The organism is Phycicoccus sp. DTK01 (genome assembly GCF_017312765.1).
Taxonomy (GTDB): domain Bacteria; phylum Actinomycetota; class Actinomycetes; order Actinomycetales; family Dermatophilaceae; genus Phycicoccus; species Phycicoccus jejuensis.
In genome coordinates this window covers 110,840-126,768 of the sequence record NZ_BOPU01000010.1, presented here as the reverse complement: position 1 = coordinate 126,768, position 15,929 = coordinate 110,840, and the positions used below count along the sequence as shown (strand labels likewise).

16 protein-coding genes are annotated in these 15,929 nt (G+C 74.4%); 11 read left to right on the top strand and 5 right to left on the bottom strand.

Annotated features, from left to right (window positions below):
• Positions 1 to 166: 166 nt before the first annotated feature.
• Genes J3473_RS17280 through J3473_RS17270 form a run of 3 tightly spaced genes read left to right on the top strand, consistent with a single transcriptional unit; the run spans position 167 to position 1,418 of the window.
• Positions 167 to 505: a helix-turn-helix transcriptional regulator gene (locus J3473_RS17280; RefSeq protein WP_030526956.1), complete on the top strand. Its 339-nt coding sequence runs from the start codon at positions 167 to 169 to the stop codon at positions 503 to 505.
• Positions 506 to 510: 5 nt separating this feature from the next.
• Positions 511 to 987: an SRPBCC family protein gene (locus J3473_RS17275; protein ID WP_030526955.1), complete on the top strand. Its 477-nt coding sequence runs from the start codon at positions 511 to 513 to the stop codon at positions 985 to 987.
• Between the two features lie 14 nt (positions 988 to 1,001).
• Positions 1,002 to 1,418, top strand: coding sequence for a VOC family protein (locus J3473_RS17270; protein WP_207025099.1), 417 nt, complete (start codon positions 1,002 to 1,004; stop codon positions 1,416 to 1,418).
• Positions 1,419 to 1,421: 3 nt separating this feature from the next.
• Here the strand turns inward: J3473_RS17270 and J3473_RS17265 are convergent, their stop codons facing one another.
• Positions 1,422 to 1,607 (bottom strand): hypothetical protein, encoded by a 186-nt coding sequence (locus J3473_RS17265; RefSeq protein ID WP_207025098.1) that lies wholly within the window; start codon positions 1,605 to 1,607, stop codon positions 1,422 to 1,424.
• A gap of 40 nt (positions 1,608 to 1,647) precedes the next feature.
• Between J3473_RS17265 and J3473_RS17260 the strand changes: the two genes are divergently transcribed.
• Both J3473_RS17260 and J3473_RS17255 read left to right on the top strand, forming a co-directional pair.
• Positions 1,648 to 2,304, top strand: a complete 657-nt coding sequence (locus J3473_RS17260) for a hypothetical protein (protein WP_207025097.1) — start codon at positions 1,648 to 1,650, stop codon at positions 2,302 to 2,304.
• 112 nt (positions 2,305 to 2,416) lie between these two features.
• Positions 2,417 to 4,192 (top strand): S8 family serine peptidase, encoded by a 1,776-nt coding sequence (locus J3473_RS17255; RefSeq protein ID WP_242525942.1) that lies wholly within the window; start codon positions 2,417 to 2,419, stop codon positions 4,190 to 4,192.
• 190 nt (positions 4,193 to 4,382) lie between these two features.
• On the opposite strand, the gene J3473_RS17250 is transcribed toward J3473_RS17255, so the two are convergent.
• Genes J3473_RS17250 through J3473_RS17240 form a run of 3 tightly spaced genes read right to left on the bottom strand, consistent with a single transcriptional unit; the run spans position 4,383 to position 6,371 of the window.
• Positions 4,383 to 4,742, bottom strand: a complete 360-nt coding sequence (locus J3473_RS17250) for a CrcB family protein (RefSeq protein ID WP_207025095.1) — start codon at positions 4,740 to 4,742, stop codon at positions 4,383 to 4,385.
• Entirely contained in the window at positions 4,739 to 5,161 is a 423-nt protein-coding gene (locus tag J3473_RS17245) for a CrcB family protein (RefSeq protein ID WP_207025094.1), read from the bottom strand. The genes J3473_RS17250 and J3473_RS17245 overlap by 4 nt, the downstream gene beginning before the upstream one ends.
• On the bottom strand, positions 5,154 to 6,371 hold the full coding sequence (locus J3473_RS17240) for a pyridoxal phosphate-dependent aminotransferase (protein ID WP_207025093.1): 1,218 nt from the start codon (positions 6,369 to 6,371) through the stop codon (positions 5,154 to 5,156). The genes J3473_RS17245 and J3473_RS17240 overlap by 8 nt, the downstream gene beginning before the upstream one ends.
• A 100-nt stretch (positions 6,372 to 6,471) precedes the next feature.
• Between J3473_RS17240 and J3473_RS17235 the strand changes: the two genes are divergently transcribed.
• On the top strand, positions 6,472 to 6,807 hold the full coding sequence (locus tag J3473_RS17235; protein ID WP_207025092.1) for an MGMT family protein: 336 nt from the start codon (positions 6,472 to 6,474) through the stop codon (positions 6,805 to 6,807).
• A gap of 71 nt (positions 6,808 to 6,878) precedes the next feature.
• Positions 6,879 to 8,150 (top strand): sorbosone dehydrogenase family protein, encoded by a 1,272-nt coding sequence (locus tag J3473_RS17230; protein ID WP_207025091.1) that lies wholly within the window; start codon positions 6,879 to 6,881, stop codon positions 8,148 to 8,150.
• Between the two features lie 177 nt (positions 8,151 to 8,327).
• On the opposite strand, the gene J3473_RS17225 is transcribed toward J3473_RS17230, so the two are convergent.
• Positions 8,328 to 8,945, bottom strand: a complete 618-nt coding sequence (locus tag J3473_RS17225) for a hypothetical protein (RefSeq protein WP_207025090.1) — start codon at positions 8,943 to 8,945, stop codon at positions 8,328 to 8,330.
• A 96-nt stretch (positions 8,946 to 9,041) separates the two neighbouring features.
• Between J3473_RS17225 and J3473_RS17220 the strand changes: the two genes are divergently transcribed.
• The 4 genes from J3473_RS17220 (at position 9,042) to J3473_RS17205 (ending at position 15,836) form a co-directional block, all read left to right on the top strand.
• Entirely contained in the window at positions 9,042 to 10,376 is a 1,335-nt protein-coding gene (locus tag J3473_RS17220; RefSeq protein ID WP_207025089.1) for an MFS transporter, read from the top strand.
• Complete coding sequence (locus J3473_RS17215) at positions 10,373 to 11,818, top strand: aminotransferase class V-fold PLP-dependent enzyme (protein WP_207025088.1); 1,446 nt, start codon at positions 10,373 to 10,375, stop codon at positions 11,816 to 11,818. The genes J3473_RS17220 and J3473_RS17215 overlap by 4 nt, the downstream gene beginning before the upstream one ends.
• Positions 11,819 to 11,981: 163 nt before the next feature.
• Complete coding sequence (locus tag J3473_RS17210; protein ID WP_207025087.1) at positions 11,982 to 13,610, top strand: AMP-binding protein; 1,629 nt, start codon at positions 11,982 to 11,984, stop codon at positions 13,608 to 13,610.
• Positions 13,611 to 13,802: 192 nt separating this feature from the next.
• Complete coding sequence (locus tag J3473_RS17205) at positions 13,803 to 15,836, top strand: hypothetical protein (protein ID WP_207025086.1); 2,034 nt, start codon at positions 13,803 to 13,805, stop codon at positions 15,834 to 15,836.
• Positions 15,837 to 15,929 lie beyond the last annotated feature (93 nt).

The following is a 15,929-nucleotide window of genomic DNA, read 5'->3' as shown; positions in this document are numbered from 1 at the left end:
CATCCAGCCACCAGCGCTCGAGTGTCAGCGATGTCCTGTCACATCACCTGTCAGGCATGTCCTGGCACACCACACCGAGGAGCCCCGGCGAGTCAACACACGTTCGCGGAGACATGAGGCAAAGATCAACTTGACGGTTGATCAACTGCCTGGTTGGGTACGCCCTATGGACGACGAGCTGGTGGACCGGGGCTTCGCGGCCCTCGCCGACCCCGTGCGCCGCGCGATCATCGCGCGGCTCAGCCGCGGGCCGGCGACGGTCGGCGAGCTCGCCGAGCCCTTCGGGATCAGCGTGCAGGCGGTCTCGAAGCACATCCAGGTCCTCGAGCACGCGGGCCTGGTCACCAAGGGCCGGGACGCCCAGCGCCGCCCGGTCCACCTCGAACCGGCCGCCCTCGAGCGCCTCACGGCGTGGCTCGACGGCTATCGGCTCGCCCACGAGCGCGGCTACCGCCGCCTCGACGCCCTGCTCGGGGAGCAGTGGCAGGACCTCACGAAGGAGTGAGCAGCATGGCCAACAGCCTCGACCTCGACATCCCGGCCGGTGTGCCCTGGATCGACTTCACCCGCGAGTTCGACGCCCCCGTCGCCGCGCTCTACGCCGCGCACGCCGACCCCGAGCAGGTCCGGCAGTGGCTCGGGCCGCAGGGGTACGCGATGGACGTGCCGCGTTGGGACTTCACGGACGGTGGCGGCTACCGCTACGTCCACCGCTCGCCCGACGGCGGTGAGTTCGGCTTCCGCGGCAGCTTCCACACGGTGCGCACCGACGAGCTCATCGTCCAGACCTTCGAGTTCGAGGGGATGCCCGACGAGGTCGCGCTCGAGCTGCTCCGCTTCGAGGACCTCGGTGACGGGCGCTCGCGGCTGCACGGCCGCAGCATCGGCTCGAGCGTCGAGGGGCGTGACGCGATGGTCGCCTCCGGCATGGAGGGCGGGATGACCGAGGGCTACGTCAAGCTCGACGCCCTCCTGGCCCGGGGCTGAGGGAGGAGCGCAGCGTGGACTGGACCCTCGAGGTCGTCGTCGTCCCGGTCTCGGACCTCGACGCGTCGGTCGCCTTCTACCGGGACCGGGTCGGGTTCCACCTCGACCACGACACGGACGCCGGCTTCGGCCGGATCGCCCAGCTGACCCCCCGCGGCTCCGGCTGCTCGGTCGTCATGGGCACGATGCCGAACCTGCGGGCGATGCCGCCCGGCAGCCTGCACGGCGTCCAGCTCGTCGTCGCGGACGCCCGGGCGGCGCACGCCGAGCTCGTCGGCCGTGGGGTCGCGTGCGACGAGGTGGTCGTCCTCGACGAGCGGGACGGGGGCACGCTCTTCGGCTTCCGCGACCCCGACGGCAACTCGTGGACGGTGCAGGAGATCCGGGCGCGCGCCGGGCAGCCGCTCATCCCGCGGGTCGACGACGCCTGACGGTCAGTGGTCGGCGTCGGGGCGCTCGTCGGCCGCGGCCTCGTCGAGGCGCGCCCGCAGGCGGTCGCGCACCTCGTCCGGCTCGTACGCGCGGCGGCTGCGCTCGTCGCGGGCGACGAGCACGCCGGTCGCCACGACACCGGCCGCGCCGGCCACCCCGAGCAGCTTCCACAGGCGGTTGCGGTCCACGTCGCCACCCTAGCGAGCGCGGCCCGGCAGACTGGGCGCCATGGCGCACACCGGCACCCGGCCCGTCCCCTTCGACGAGGCCGTCGCGGCGGCCCGCACCGGGGACCTGTGGATCTTCCGCGGGGGCACCGTGGCCGACCGCGTCATCCAGACCGCGAGCAACGCGCCGGTCAACCACGTCGGGATGGCCCTCGTCCTGGACGACCTGCCGCCGTTGCTCTGGCACGCCGAGCTCGGCCGCTCGATGCGCGACCACTGGACCGGCGACCACCACCGCGGCGTCCAGCTGCACGACCTCGCCGAGGCCGTCACCACGTGGCAGGTGCGCTACGGGCAGCGGGCGTGGCTGCGCCAGCTCGAGCCCCGCGCCGGCCGGGTCGAGGAGGACGCCGCGCTGCGCGCGGTCGCCCGGCTCGACGGCGTCTCGTTCCCGTCGACCGTCCGGCTGGGGTGGCGGTGGCTGCGCGGGCGCGACGCGCACCTGACCCGGCGGGCGCGCGACGTCAAGGGCCTGCGCCCCGAGGACGCCTACTGCGCCGAGGTCGTCGCGGCGACGCTCGAGGACATGGGCGTGCTGCGCCCGGACGTCCCGACGAACTGGTACGACCCCGGCCGCTTCTGGAGCGGCGACAGCCTGCCGCTGGCCGACGGCTGGTCCTACGGGCTCGAGGTCGAGGTGGCCGCCGCCGACCGCTGAGAGATCCCCCGATCTCGGGGGTTCCCAGCCCGCGGCCGCTCCCCTACGGTGGCGCCCGGACGCACCGCCGCGTCCATCCCGACGGAGGAGACACACGATGCGACGATCTCGCATGGTTGCGATGACGGGAGTCGTGGCCCTGGCCACGGCGACCCTGGGGGCGGTGACGGCGACGGCATCCGCGCAGCCGACCGCAGCCACGGCCTCGACGGCCCGGACGGCGTACGCCGTGCTCGCCGACGAGGGAACGGACGCGCGGGCCCTGGCGCAGCGCCTCGAGAAGGCCGGCGCCACGGTGACCGCGGTCAACACCGACATCGGCCTGGTCTCGGTCACCTCGACCCGGGGTGGCTTCGCCGCCGCCGCGCGGTCGATGACCGGGGTCGCGGCCGCGGCGAAGGACGGCGTCATCGGGCGCACCCCGGACGCCGGCAAGGTCAAGGACCGCGTGACCCGCGAGCAGCAGGAAACCGCCGTCCGGAGCGCCGCCGCCCGGCACGGCAAGGACGACCACAAGCCGCCGAAGCCGCCCAAGGGCGCCAAGGCCGACCCCCTCGACTCCCTCCTGTGGGGCATGGACATGATCGGCGCCCCGCAGGCGCACCGCACCGAGATGGGCGACAAGCGCGTCCGGGTCGGCGTGATGGACACCGGCGTCGACGGCTCGCACCCCGACCTCGCCGCGAACTTCGACCGCCGTCTCTCGCGCAACTTCACGACCGACATGCCCGACATCGACGGGCCGTGCGAGTACACCGGCTGCGTCGACCCGGCGGACCACGACGACGACGGCCACGGCACCCACGTCGCGGGCACCATCGCCGCGGCGATGAACGGTCTCGGCGTGTCGGGCGTCGCCCCGAACGTCGACCTCGTCAACGTGCGCGCCGGCCAGGACAGCGGCTACTTCTTCCTCACCCCCACCGTCAAGGCGCTGACCTATGCCGGTGACGCGGGCCTCGACGTCGTCAACATGTCGTTCTACGTCGACCCGTGGGCGTACAACTGCGCCGGCGGTGCGCCGGAGGACAGCCCGGAGGAGGCGGCCGAGCAGGACCTCATCATCCGGTCGATGACGCGGGCCTTGAACTACGCGCACCGCAAGGGCGTCACGCTCGTCGCGGCGCTCGGCAACAACAACGAGGACATCTCCAACCCCCGCACCGACACCTCGAGCCCCGACTACCCCGGCGGCACCGAGCACCCGCGGACGATCGACAACGCGACCTGCCTCGACCTGCCCGTCGAGGGCCCGCACGTCCTCGGCGTCTCGTCGGTCGGCCCGTCGGAGCGCAAGGCCGACTACTCGAACTGGGCCACCGACCTGCGCTCGGGCGAGATCGAGGTCTCGGCGCCGGGCGGCTGGTTCCGTGACGGCCTCGGCACCGACACCTACCGCACGAACGGCAACCTCATCCTCTCGACCGCGCCGCTCAACGTCATGCAGGCGGAGGGCCAGGTCGACGAGAACGGTGACATCACGCCGCTCGGGGAGTCGCTCGGCACGATGAAGGACTGCCGCGTCGTCAAGGGCCACGGCCGCGACAAGAGCCGCGAGGTCTGCGGGTACTACCAGTACCTCCAGGGCACCTCGATGGCCTCGCCGCACGCCGCCGGCGTCGCCGCGCTCGCGGTCTCGGCCCATGGCAAGTCGCAGCGCCACGGTGGCTTCGGTCTCGCGCCCGACACCGTGCGGTCGATCGTCATGGGCACGGCCCGCGACCACGCCTGCCCGGCGGGTGGCGTCCAGTCGTACACCGACGTGGGTCGCTCGGACCTCTACACCGCCACCTGCGTCGGCGGGAAGGGCTTCAACGGGTTCTACGGCGCCGGCATCGTCAGCGCCTCAGGCGTGGTGGCCAAGCACCACCACGGTCACGGTCACTGACCGAAGCTTCCGGACCGGACGCGCCGCCCGCCCCGCTCTCGCGGGACGGGCGGCGCGTTCCTGCGCGTCGGCGACGGCGCGACACAGGGGTTCGTCCACGAGACCCCGCTTCGGAGCCGGGGTCTCGTGGACATTTCGGGGTCACCCCGAAATGTCGGGGCGGGTGGGGTGGGTGGGGCGGGGAGGCGGGTCAGGCGGCGAGGGCGTAGCCGAGGGCCGCGGCGCCGAGGCCGAGGACGAGCGAGAGCCCGAGGTTCGCGGCGGCCGCGACGGGGCGGTCGTCGTCGAGGGCCTCCCACAGCTCGAGCGCCAGCGTCGAGAAGGTCGTCAGGGCCCCGCAGAAGCCGGTGCCGACGAGGGCGAGGGTCGAGCCGCCCACCGCGTCGCCGACGAGCACCCCGAGGACGAGCGACCCGACGACGTTGACGACCAGCGTCCCGGCGGGCGGCGCCGCCCCGAGCCGCTCGCGTGCGTAGTGGGCGACGACGAGCCGCAGCGGCGCCCCGACGGCGGCGCCGAGCGCGACGAGGAGCGCGTGCGTGGCGGTCACGGGCCCGGCCAGACGCGCCGGCCGCCGAGCATCCCCGCGGCGACGGCGAGCGTGCCGACGAGGAAGGTGGTGCCGACGTACAGCAGCGCCAGCTGGACGTGGTGCGTGGCGCCGAGCTGCACCGCGTCGACGGCCAGCGCCGAGAACGTCGTCCACCCGCCGAGCACACCGACCCCCACGAACGGCCGGGCCAGCCGGTGCACCCCCGGGCGGTCGACGAGGAAGGCGACGAGCAGGCCCATCGCGAAGGCCCCGGTGACGTTGACGACGAAGGTGGACCAGGGAAAGGCGCCGACCTCGTGCGGGATGGCGAGCCCGACCGCCCAGCGGCCGAGCGACCCCAGCACGCCGCCGACGGCGACCACACCGAGGGTCGCGCCGTCGGGAAGGGCTGCGGCGGAGGCCATTCCGTCAGGCACGCATCGTCGCGAGGTGCTCGGCGATGCGGCCGATCGCCTCGGTCAGCGTCTCCTCGTCAGGCAGCGTCACGAGCCGGAAGTGGTCCGGCGCGAACCAGTTGAAGCCGGTGCCGTGCGTCACGAGGATCTTCTTGGCCCGCAGCAGGTCGATGACGAACGCCTCGTCGGACTCGATCGGGTAGACCTCGGGGTCGAGGCGGGGGAAGCAGTAGAGCGCGCCCTGCGGCTCGACGCACGACACCCCGGGGATCTCGTTGAGCAGCCGCGACGCGAGCTTCGACTGCTCCCGGAAGCGACCGCCCGGGCCGATCAGCTCGTTGACCGACTGGTACCCGCCGAGCGCGGTCTGGATGGCGTGCTGCGCAGGGACGTTGGCGCACATCCGCATGTTCGCGAGGAGCGTCAGGCCCTCGAGGAAGTCCGACGCGAGGTGCTTGGGGCCCGAGACCATCACCCAGCCGGCGCGGTAGCCGCAGACCCGGTAGGCCTTCGACAGGCCGCTGAAGGTGAGGCAGAGGACGTCCTCGCCGGCGAACGTCGCCGCGTGGTGGTGCACCGCGTCGTCGAAGAGGATCTTCTCGTAGATCTCGTCGGCCATGACGACGAGGTCGTGGCGCCGCGCGATGTCGACGAGCGCGCGCACCGTCTCCTCCGAGTACACGGCTCCCGTCGGGTTGTTCGGGTTGATGACGACGATCGCGTGCGTGTTCGGGGTGATCTTGGCCTCGATGTCCTCGAGGTCGGGGTTCCAGCCGTTGGACTCGTCGCAGCGGTAGTGCACGGGCGTCCCGCCCGACAGCGAGACGGCTCCGGTCCACAGCGGGTAGTCGGGCGCGGGCACGAGGACCTCGTTGCCGTCGTCGACGAACGCCTGGAGGACCATCGTGATGAGCTCGGAGACACCGTTGCCGATGTACACGTCCTCGACACCGGTGTCGCGCAGGCCGCGCGACTGGTAGTACTGCGCAACCGCGGTGCGCGCCGAGTAGATGCCCTTGGAGTCGGCATAGCCCTGGCTCTCCGGGAGGTTGTGCACCATGTCGGCGACGATGGCTTCGGGCGCCTCGAAGCCGAACGGCGCCGTGTTGCCGATGTTCAGCTTGAGGATCTTGTGGCCCTCGGCCTCGAGGCGCTGGGCCTCGACGAGGATCGGGCCGCGCACGTCGTAGCGCACGTGCTGGAGCTTCTGGCTCTGGACGATGCGCCGCATGCGCGACAGTCTCGCAGGCCCCACCCGTCCCACGCAGGGGTGTTTCGCGGGATGTCGCCCACACCGCGCGGCGAGGATCGCGTCGGGCAGACTCCTGCGCGTGGACGACGTGCTCGTGGAGCGGGTGCTGCGCGCGGTGGAGCAGGTGCCGCGCGGGTGCGTCGTGTCGTACGGCGACCTCGCGGCGCTCGTCGGCATCGGCCCGCGCCAGGTCGGCTCGATCATGAAGGCGTACGGCGGCAACGTCACGTGGTGGCGGGTCACGAACAGCTACGGCGACCTGCCGGCGCCCCTGCTCGAGCGCGCCCGCGGGACCTGGGCGGAGGAGGGCATCCTCCTCAAGCGCAACGGGCTCGGCTGCGACATCCGCCGGTACCGCGCCGACCTCGATGCGCTCGCCGCCGCGTACGAGCGGGCCGTCACCGACCTCCCCTGACCGACGGCCGCGACCTGTCGAACGCCGGTCCGGCCCGGGGCACCGTCGCCGGCGGGATGTGAGACTGGGGCATGGGACCCCGTCGCTCGACCGCCGTCCGCCGCACCGCGGCCCTCGCCGCCTGCCTCGGCCTCGTCGCCGTCGGCGGCTGCTCGTCCGGCGACGACGACGGCTTCGGCGAGGTGCCCGCCCGCCCGAGCACGTCGGCGTCCGGCAGCGCGAGCGCGCCGCCCTCCTCGAGCCCGGCGCCGCGCAGCACCCAGGAGCCCGAGCTCGACGTCGAGGAGGTCGCCGGCGGGCTCGAGCACGGCTGGGACATCGGCTTCCTCCCGGACGGCACGGCGCTGGTCACCGAGCGTCCCGGGCGGATCTCGCTCGTGTCGGGCCTGCGCGAGGGCGCGTCGGTCACGCGGGTGCGCGCCGACCTCGACGACGTCTACGTCAACAGCGAGGGGGGCCTGCTCGGGATGGTCGTGCACCCCGACTTCGCGCAGACCCGCCGGTTCACGACCTGCCAGACCCACCAGGAGGGTGGCGCGCCGACGGACATCCGCCTCGTCACGTGGCGGCTGGCGGCCGACGGACGCTCGGCCGAGCGGGAGAAGACGCTGCTCGACGGGCTGCCGATCTCGACCGGCCGCCACTCGGGCTGCCGTCCCGAGCTCGACGCCGACGGTGCGCTCGTCGTCGGCACGGGCGACACGGCCGTCGGCAGCATCCCGCAGGACCTCACGAGCCTCGGCGGCAAGACGATCCGGCTCGACCTGGAGACCGGGAAACCGATGGAGGACAACCCGTTCCCGTTCGCGGAGGACCCGATGCAGCGGTACGTCACGAGCTGGGGGCACCGCAACATCCAGGGCGTGGCGCTGCAGCCGGGGACCGGTCGCATCTTCACCGCCGAGCACGGCCCGTCGAACAACGACGAGGTCAACCTCGTCGAGCCGGGGAAGAACTACGGCTGGGACCCGGCCCAGGGCGGCACCGTCGGTGGCTACGACGAGAGCGTGCCGATGACCGACACGGAGCGCTACCCCGACGCCGTGCCGGCGGTGTGGCAGAGCGGTCGCACGACGCAGGCGGTCTGCGCGGCCGAGTTCCTCGAGGGTGAGCAGTGGGGGGCCTGGGACGGGGCCCTCGTCGTCACCGCACTCAAGGGCGCCAAGCTGCTCGTCCTCAGCCTCGACGGCGACGGCTCGGTGACCGACGTGGCCATCCCGGAGGCGACGAACGGCCCCTACGGCCGCCTGCGGGCGGCACGCCTCGGCCCGGACGGCGCGCTCTACGTGACGACGACGAACGGCGACGACGACAAGCTGCTGCGCATCGCCCCACGCACCTGACCCGGCCCGCCCGCCCCCCAACCCCGCCCGCCTCACGCGTATCGGGTGACCCGATATCGCTGCGCCTCACCCGACAACCGTTCTCGGGTACAGCGCGGTCGTATCGGGTGACCCGATACGCGAGTGACGCGGGGGACGGGGACGGGCGCAGAGGCCGCCGGAGGGCGTCGGCGGAGCTCAGGTGACGTCGACGATGGTCGTCGTCACCTCGGTGACCGACGGCCGGCGCGGGGTGGAGGAGAACCCGAACCGGCACGGCGGGTCGACCGGGGCCAGCGCCCCGAGGTCGGTTCCGTCGAAGCGACCCGACATCGCCGTCACGGCGTGGACGTCGGTCGCGCCGTAGTACTCACGACGTCCGGCGCGGGCGACGCCCCGGGTCCGCACCCCCCGCAGGACGGCGCGGGCGACGGGGTCGGCCAGCGTCGCGAAGGCGGGGCTCGTCGCGAGCGCGGGTGGCACGAGGCCGAGGAGGGTGCCGAGCGGGGTCCGGCCCCCGAGGTCGGCGGTCAGGGTGAGCGACGGCGACGCGACGTCGAGGCGGGTGGGCCCGTCGCCGGTGAGGCCGACCGTCACCGGTTCGAGGCGGACCTCGTCGAAGGTGTAGGTCGTGGCGACGAGGTCGACGACCTGCTGCGTCGGGGCCAGCAGCACCCGATGCCCTGCGGCGGTCTCCACCATGACGTCGGCGAAGGCGCCGAAGGGCGACTCGAGCCACCACCCGACGACGACCCGCACCCCGGAGGTGGAGCCCACGCCCGTGATGCGTCCGCGGAACCTGCGCCTCGTGCCCACCGCCCCATCATCGCCTCCCGCAGCGGCGGCGCCGCGGGCGACCCGTCCTGCGTCGGACCGCTCCCGCGAGGCGATGCGGCCCACTAGGGTCCGGCCATGGGCGAGCGCTGGGTGGCGACCGAGTCCGCCCGCCTGCCCGCGTCCGTCCGCCGCGGCTACGGCCTCGGCTCGGTGGCGACCGGGTCGTTCGGGACGGTGCCCGGGCTGCTGCTCCTGCCGTACCTGACCGACCGGCTCGGGGTCGGTGCGGGCCTCGCCGGCCTCGTCGTGCTCCTGCCCAAGGCCTGGGACGTCGTGCTCAACCCCGTGGCCGGGCGGGTCAGCGACCGCTCGACGCACCCCGCGGGGCGGCGCCGTCCGTTCCTGCTCCGGGCCGGTCTGACGCTGGCGGTCGCGTTCGTGCTGCTCTTCGCCGGTCCGACGAGCCCGACCGCCCTCGCCGCGACGTGGGTCGTCGTCGCCTTCCTCGCCTGCGCGAGCGCCTACGCCTTCTTCCAGGTGCCGTACGTCGCGATGCCGGCCGAGCTGACCGACGACTACGACGAGCGCACGCGCCTCATGACGTGGCGCGTCGCGGTGCTCGCGCTCGCCATCCTCGTCAGCGGCGGGCTGGCGCCAGTCGTCCGCGACGCCGTCGGCCCCGAGCAGGGGTACCGCGTGGTCGGGCTCTTCGTCGGCGCGCTGATCCTCGTCGGCACCCTCGGCGCCTGGTGGGGGACGCGGGACGCGCCAGTGCGCCGCGCCGCGACCGCCGGCGGGAGCCTGCGCGACCAGCTGCGCGTCGTGTCGGCGTCGCGCGAGTTCCGCACCCTGCTGGCGGTGTTCGTGCTCCAGGCGCTCGCGACCGGCGCGATGCTCGCCGGCGTCGACTACGTGGCCCGGGTGCAGCTCGGCCGGCCCGGGGCGTCGGCCGTGCTCTTCGTCTGCTTCGTGGGGCCGGCGCTCCTCGTCACCCCGCTGTGGCAGCGGGTCGGCGAGCGCCGCGGGAAGCGCACCGGCTATCTCTGGGGGTCGGTGCTGCTGGGCGCCGGTGCGCTCGCCACGCTGTTCGCCCTGCCGCTGGGCACCGCCGCGACGGCCGTCACCGTCGGCGTCGTCGGGGTGGGCTACGCCGCCTGCCAGATGTTCCCGCTCGCGATGCTCCCCGACGTCGCGGCGGCCGACACCGCCCGCACCGGCGAGGACCGCGCCGGGACGTACACCGGCGTCTGGACCGCCGGGGAGACGCTGGGCCTCGCGGTCGGCCCGTTCCTCTACGCGCTCGTGCTCACCGTCGGCGGCTACGTCTCGTCGACCGACGCCGCTGCCGCGCAACCGGACTCGGCCCGCACCGCCATCGCCCTCGGCTTCACCGTCGTCCCGGCGGTGCTCGTCGCGGTCTCGGTCGTCGTGCTGCGCCGCTACGGGCTCGACCCGAAGGAGACCGGATGACCACCTCCGCCGCCCCCACCGGACCGCGCGCCGCCGAGGTCCTCGACGAGCTGCACGCCCTGCGTGCGGCCGACCTGCCGACGCACGGCGGCCGGACCCTCGCCTACGTCTACGACTCCGGTCTCGCCGAGGCCGACGCCCTCGGCCGCGAGGCGCTGGCGATGTTCTCGTCGGCGAACGGGCTGGACCCCACCGCGTTCCCGTCGATCCAGCGGATGGAGAACGACCTCGTCGGCCGCGCCGCCACGCTGCTGCACGCGCCGCCCGGGGCCGTCGGCGTCGTGACCTCCGGCGGGACGGAGTCGATCCTGCTCGCCGTCCTCGCCGCACGCGAGGCCGCGCCCCACGTGGCGTCGCCGAGCATGCTCCTGCCCGCGTCGGCCCACGCCGCCTTCCGGAAGGCGGCGGAGTACCTCGGGGTGCGCGCGGTCGTCGTCGACGTCGATCCCGTCACCCTCCGGGCCGACCCCGCCGCGATGGCCGAGGCCGCGGACGGGTCGACCATCCTCGTCGTGGCCTCCGCCCCGTCGTACGCGCACGGCGTGGTCGACCCCGTCGCGGCCCTCGCCGCGCTGGCGCTCGACCTCGGCGCCCGCTGCCACGTCGACGCGTGCATCGGCGGCTGGGTCCTGCCCCACGTCGACGACGTGCCGCCGTGGGACCTCGCCGTCGACGGCGTGACGAGCATCAGCGTCGACCTGCACAAGTACGCGTACACCCCCAAGGGGGTGTCGGTCCTGCTGCACCGCGACGCCGGGCTGCGGCGCGGGCACCTGTTCGCGTCGGCGGACTGGCCCGGCTACACGATGCTCAACACGACGACCCAGTCGACGCGCTCGGGCGGCCCGGTCGCCGCCGCGTGGGCCGTCACGCGCTTCGTCGGGGACGAGGGCTACGCGCGGCTGGCGCGCGAGACGCACCGGGCGACGCTCGAGGTGGCCCGGGCGGTCGGGGACCTCGACGGCCTGCGCGTCGTCGCCCCACCTGGGTCGACGCTGCTCGCGCTCGCGACCGACGACACCTGCGACGTCTTCACCGTGGCCGACGAGATGCTCGCGCGCGGCTGGTTCGTCCAGCCGCAGATGACCTTCCGCGACCTGCCGCCGACCCTCCACCTGACGTTCTCGGCCGCCACCGCGGCGGCCGTGCCGGAGGTCGTCGACGCGCTCCGGGCGTCGGTGGCCGCGGCGCGCGCCGCCGGGCCGGTGCGCCTCGACCCCTCCTTGGCGGGGATGCTCGCGCACCTCGACCCCGCGACCCTCGACGACGCGGGGTTCGCGGGCCTGCTCGCGGCGGCCGGGCTGGCCGGCGACGACGGCGGCGTCACCCTGCCCGCCCGGATGGCGCCGGTCAACGCGCTCCTCGACGCGAGCCCGCCGGCGCTGCGCGAGGCCCTGCTCCTCGGCGTCCTCGACCGGCTCTCGCGCCCCACCCCTCCCTGACGCACGACCCGGCCGGGACGCACCGCTCCGTTCCCGGCGCCGTGGCGACCCCGCACGTGCGGGGTCGTCCTCGCCCCGGGAGCGATGAGGCGGGGCTCGGTTGCCCGGCGGGCCGCGGACGTGTTGGCTGGACCCCGTTGGCACCGCCGCCGAAGGGACCCCGATGACGCTCACGCCCGACCCCGCCCTCTCGCACACGGTCGGCCTGCTCGACCCGCCCCTGCTCGAGCAGACCATCGGGGACGCGCTCGACGCCACCGTCGAGCGGTTCGGCGACCGGGAGGCGCTCGTCGACCGGGCCCAGGACGTGCGGATGACGTGGAGCGAGCTCGGCGAGGCCGTCGACCGGCTCGCCCGCGGGTTGCTCGCGAGCGGTCTCGAGAAGGGTGACCGCGTCGGCATCTGGGCCCCGAACTGCGCCGAGTGGACCCTCGTGCAGCTCGCGACGGCCAAGGTCGGGCTCGTCCTCGTCAACATCAACCCGGCCTACCGCACCCACGAGCTGACCTACGTCCTGCGGCAGGCGGGCATCCGGGTGCTCGTGACGGCGGCCTCGTTCAAGACCTCCGACTACGTGGCGATGGTCGAGGCCGCCCGGCCGGAGTGCCCGGCGCTCGAGCAGGTCGTCGTCATCGGCCGCGACAGCTGGGACGCGCTGCTGGCCGGCGCCGACGACGTCAGCCCCGAGCGCCTGACGATGGCGCAGCGCGACCTCGACCCGTACGAGCCGATCAACATCCAGTACACGTCGGGGACGACCGGTTTCCCCAAGGGCGCGACCCTCTCGCACCACAACATCCTCAACAACGGCTACCTCGTCGGCGAGCTCTGCCGCTACACCGAGGCCGACCGCATCTGCATCCCCGTGCCCTTCTACCACTGCTTCGGGATGGTCATGGGCAACCTCGCGGCGTTGACCCACGGCGCCTGCATGGTCATCCCCGCGCCCGGGTTCGACCCGGCGCTCACCCTGGCCGCCGTCTCCGAGGAGCGCTGCACGTCCCTCTACGGCGTCCCCACTATGTTCATCGCGGAATGGGCTCTGCCGCAGTTCGGCTCCTACGACCTGACGTCGGTCCGCACCGGCATCATGGCGGGGTCGCCGTGCCCGGCGTCGATGATGACCAAGCTCATCGAGTCGGGCATCGAGGAGATGACCATCTGCTACGGCATGACCGAGACCTCGCCCGTGTCGACGCAGAACCGCACCGACGACACCTTCGAGCAGAAGGTCAACACCGTCGGGGCGGTGCACCCCCACCTGGAGATCAAGGTCGTCGACCCGGTCACCGGCGAGACGGTGCCCCGCGGGACGCCGGGCGAGTTCTGCACCAAGGGCTACTCGGTGATGCTCGGGTACTGGGAGGAGCCGGAGAAGACGGCCGAGGTGCTCGTCGACGGCTGGATGCACACCGGCGACATCGCCGTCATGGACGACGAGGGCTACGTGCAGATCACCGGCCGCATCAAGGACATGGTCATCCGCGGCGGCGAGAACGTGTACCCGCGCGAGATCGAGGAGTTCCTCTACACGCACCCCGACGTCCTGGACGCCCAGGTCATCGGCGTCCCCGACGAGAAGTACGGCGAGGAGCTGTGCGCCTGGGTCCGGATGCGCGACGGCGCCGAGCCGCTGACCGTCGAGGCGGTGCGGGAGTTCTGCGCCGGACGCCTCGCGCACTACAAGGTCCCGCGGTACGTCAAGGTCGTCGAGGAGTTCCCGATGACCGTGACCGGCAAGGTGCGCAAGGTCGAGATGCGCGAGCGGACGGTCGAGGAGCTCGGTCTCTGAGGGCAGCCTGACCTGCGGCGACGCGTCGAGGACGGCAGGGTGGACCGTCTTGCCGCGTCCGGCGCCGACCCCCTAGGTTCTCCTCTCGCAGGGGATGCCCGGGCGACGCCCGGCAGGTGCTTCCGGGCCCGCGCCCGGCGGTAGGTTGGTCCGACGCCGTCACCCGGCGTGCTCTCGACAGAAAGTCCCCACATGCCCTCCACCACGATCCTCCTCGTCGTCGCCGCCGTCGTGGTCGTCGGCCTGCTGGCCGCCTGGCTCCTCGCGCGCCGGGCCACGAACCAGCGCAAGGACGCCGCGCGCGCCGAGGCCGCCGAGCTCCGGGCGCAGGCCGAGGGCCTCGCCCCCGCGGTCGCCGGGCAGGAGGCGTTCGCCGCCCAGTCCGAGGAGCGGGCCGAGCTGGCCCGGGCCGAGGCCGAGCGCCTGGCCGCCGAGGCGGAGACCCGCCGGGCCGATGCAGAGGCCACCCGCACCGACTACGAGTCGCTGCTGACCCGCGCCGATGTCGTCGACCCCGATGTCGAGACGCCGCGCGAGGCCGTCGAGGCCGCCCCCGCGCAGGGTGCCGACACCGCCCCCGCGCAGGGCGCCGACGCCGCCGACGCCGCCGTGGGGGCCGACCGCGCCCCGACGACCCGCGCCGAGGCCCGCCGCCTGCGCGAGGAGGCCGAGCGCTCCGCGTGGGTCGGCAGCCCCGCCGCGCCCGTGCCCGGCGCGGCCGGCGCCGCCGTCATGGGCGCCGAGCTCGCCGCCGAGGGGCAGCGACCCACCGAGACCTCGTCCGAGGGGGAGGCCCCGGTCGACCCGACGACGACTCAGGCGCTGCCGACCGCCGACGAGGAGACCGTGGCCGCCGAGCCGGTCGTCGTCGACGCCATGACGGTCGAGCCGGAGCAGGAGCAGCCCGAGCCCGGGTCCTCGCCGTCCGGCGCCGAGGCCGCCACCGAGGACGCTGCCGCCGACGACGCGAGCGCCCGCATCGCCACGGCCGCCGACTACCGCGACGACACCACCGCGGACGCCGACGTGTGGACGGCCCCGGGCGCGGGTAGTGACGACGCCGTGAGCAGCGACCAGGACGAGACGTCTGCCGCCGACGACGCCCGGACCCCGTCCGGCGAGTGGGGCGGCCCCCGCGACCCCGAGGCGGCCCCGGCCGCCGCGGAGCCCACCACGCCCGCGGCCGACGCCGTGGACGTCCCCGCCGACGACGAGAGCGCCGAGTCCGACGAGAGCGTCGAGGCGCGGCCGACGGACGCCGAGCAGGTCGAGGACGCCCAGCCGATCGAGGACGCCCAGCCGGTCGAGGACGCCGAGCCGTCCGCGCCGGTCGAGCGCACCGAGGACCCGGCCCACGAGCCGGTCGAGGAGCCCGCGCCGCGCTCCGAGGTCCCCGACCACGAGGGGCCCGAGGCCTCGCAGGCCGTCGAGGACCCCGCCGACGGCGCCTTCGCCGAGCCCGAGGAGCCGGTGCCCGGCGACGAGCACGACCCCTCGACCGAGCGCGACTGGTCCGCCGACGAGGCCGAGCTCCTCGACGAGAACCGCGAGCGCGGCGACCGGCTGGCCCAGGAGCGGGCCGAGATGGACCGCGAGGCGGCCGCCGTCGGGATGGACCCGGTCGACCCCGCGTCCGCCGAGCCCGTGTCCGAGGAGCCCGTGTCCGAGGAGCCCGTGTCCGACGAGGCCGCGGCCGACGAGCCCGTCACCGGTGAGCAGCCGGTCGCGGACGCGACCGGCGCCGAGCAGGACGACGTCGAGCAGGCCGCGGACGCCTCCGCGACGGACGACGAGCCGGTCGCCGACGCGCCGGAGACGGACGTCGTCGGTGAGGTCCCGGCCGACCCCGACCCGGTGGCCGAGGCCCCGGTCGAGGAGGCGGCGAGCACCGACGAGCCGACGACGGACGAGCCGTCGGCCGACGAGCCGACGACCGACGAGCCGACGACCGACGAGTCGGCCCCCTCCGACGAGACGGCCACGGACGCCCCCGCGGCCCGCCGGGTCTCCGAGTTCCACGAGATCCGCGACGGCGGCTACGGCATGGGGTCCGCGGCGGCCCTCGAGGACGGCGCCCAGCCGCTCGACCACCCGGTGCAGGCCTACCGCGACACGATGACCTACCGCCTCCCGGAGGACGACGGCTACGCCGACGCCGTCGCCGACGTCTGGTTCTACGACGCGGACGCCGCCGAGCGCAGCGGCTTCCACCGCTCCGAGGGCTGAGCCCACCCCCTCCGTCGACGCGCCGGTCCCCTCGGGGGCCGGCGCGTCGCGCGTCCCCCGGCGCCGAGCCGGCCCCGAGATCGCCGACGACCG

Excerpts from the sequence above, each read along its gene's own strand:
- J3473_RS17280 (WP_030526956.1), top strand. The coding sequence starts at position 167 with ATGGACGACGAGCTGGTGGACCGGGGCTTCGCGGCCCTCGCCGACCCC.
- J3473_RS17275 (WP_030526955.1), top strand. The coding sequence starts at position 511 with ATGGCCAACAGCCTCGACCTCGACATCCCGGCCGGTGTGCCCTGGATC.
- J3473_RS17260 (WP_207025097.1), top strand. The coding sequence starts at position 1,648 with ATGGCGCACACCGGCACCCGGCCCGTCCCCTTCGACGAGGCCGTCGCG.
- J3473_RS17255 (WP_242525942.1), top strand. The coding sequence starts at position 2,417 with ATGGTTGCGATGACGGGAGTCGTGGCCCTGGCCACGGCGACCCTGGGG.
- J3473_RS17240 (WP_207025093.1), bottom strand. The coding sequence starts at position 6,371 with ATGCGGCGCATCGTCCAGAGCCAGAAGCTCCAGCACGTGCGCTACGAC.
- J3473_RS17230 (WP_207025091.1), top strand. The coding sequence starts at position 6,879 with ATGGGACCCCGTCGCTCGACCGCCGTCCGCCGCACCGCGGCCCTCGCC.
- J3473_RS17220 (WP_207025089.1), top strand. The coding sequence starts at position 9,042 with ATGGGCGAGCGCTGGGTGGCGACCGAGTCCGCCCGCCTGCCCGCGTCC.
- J3473_RS17215 (WP_207025088.1), top strand. The coding sequence starts at position 10,373 with ATGACCACCTCCGCCGCCCCCACCGGACCGCGCGCCGCCGAGGTCCTC.
- J3473_RS17210 (WP_207025087.1), top strand. The coding sequence starts at position 11,982 with ATGACGCTCACGCCCGACCCCGCCCTCTCGCACACGGTCGGCCTGCTC.
- J3473_RS17205 (WP_207025086.1), top strand. The coding sequence starts at position 13,803 with ATGCCCTCCACCACGATCCTCCTCGTCGTCGCCGCCGTCGTGGTCGTC.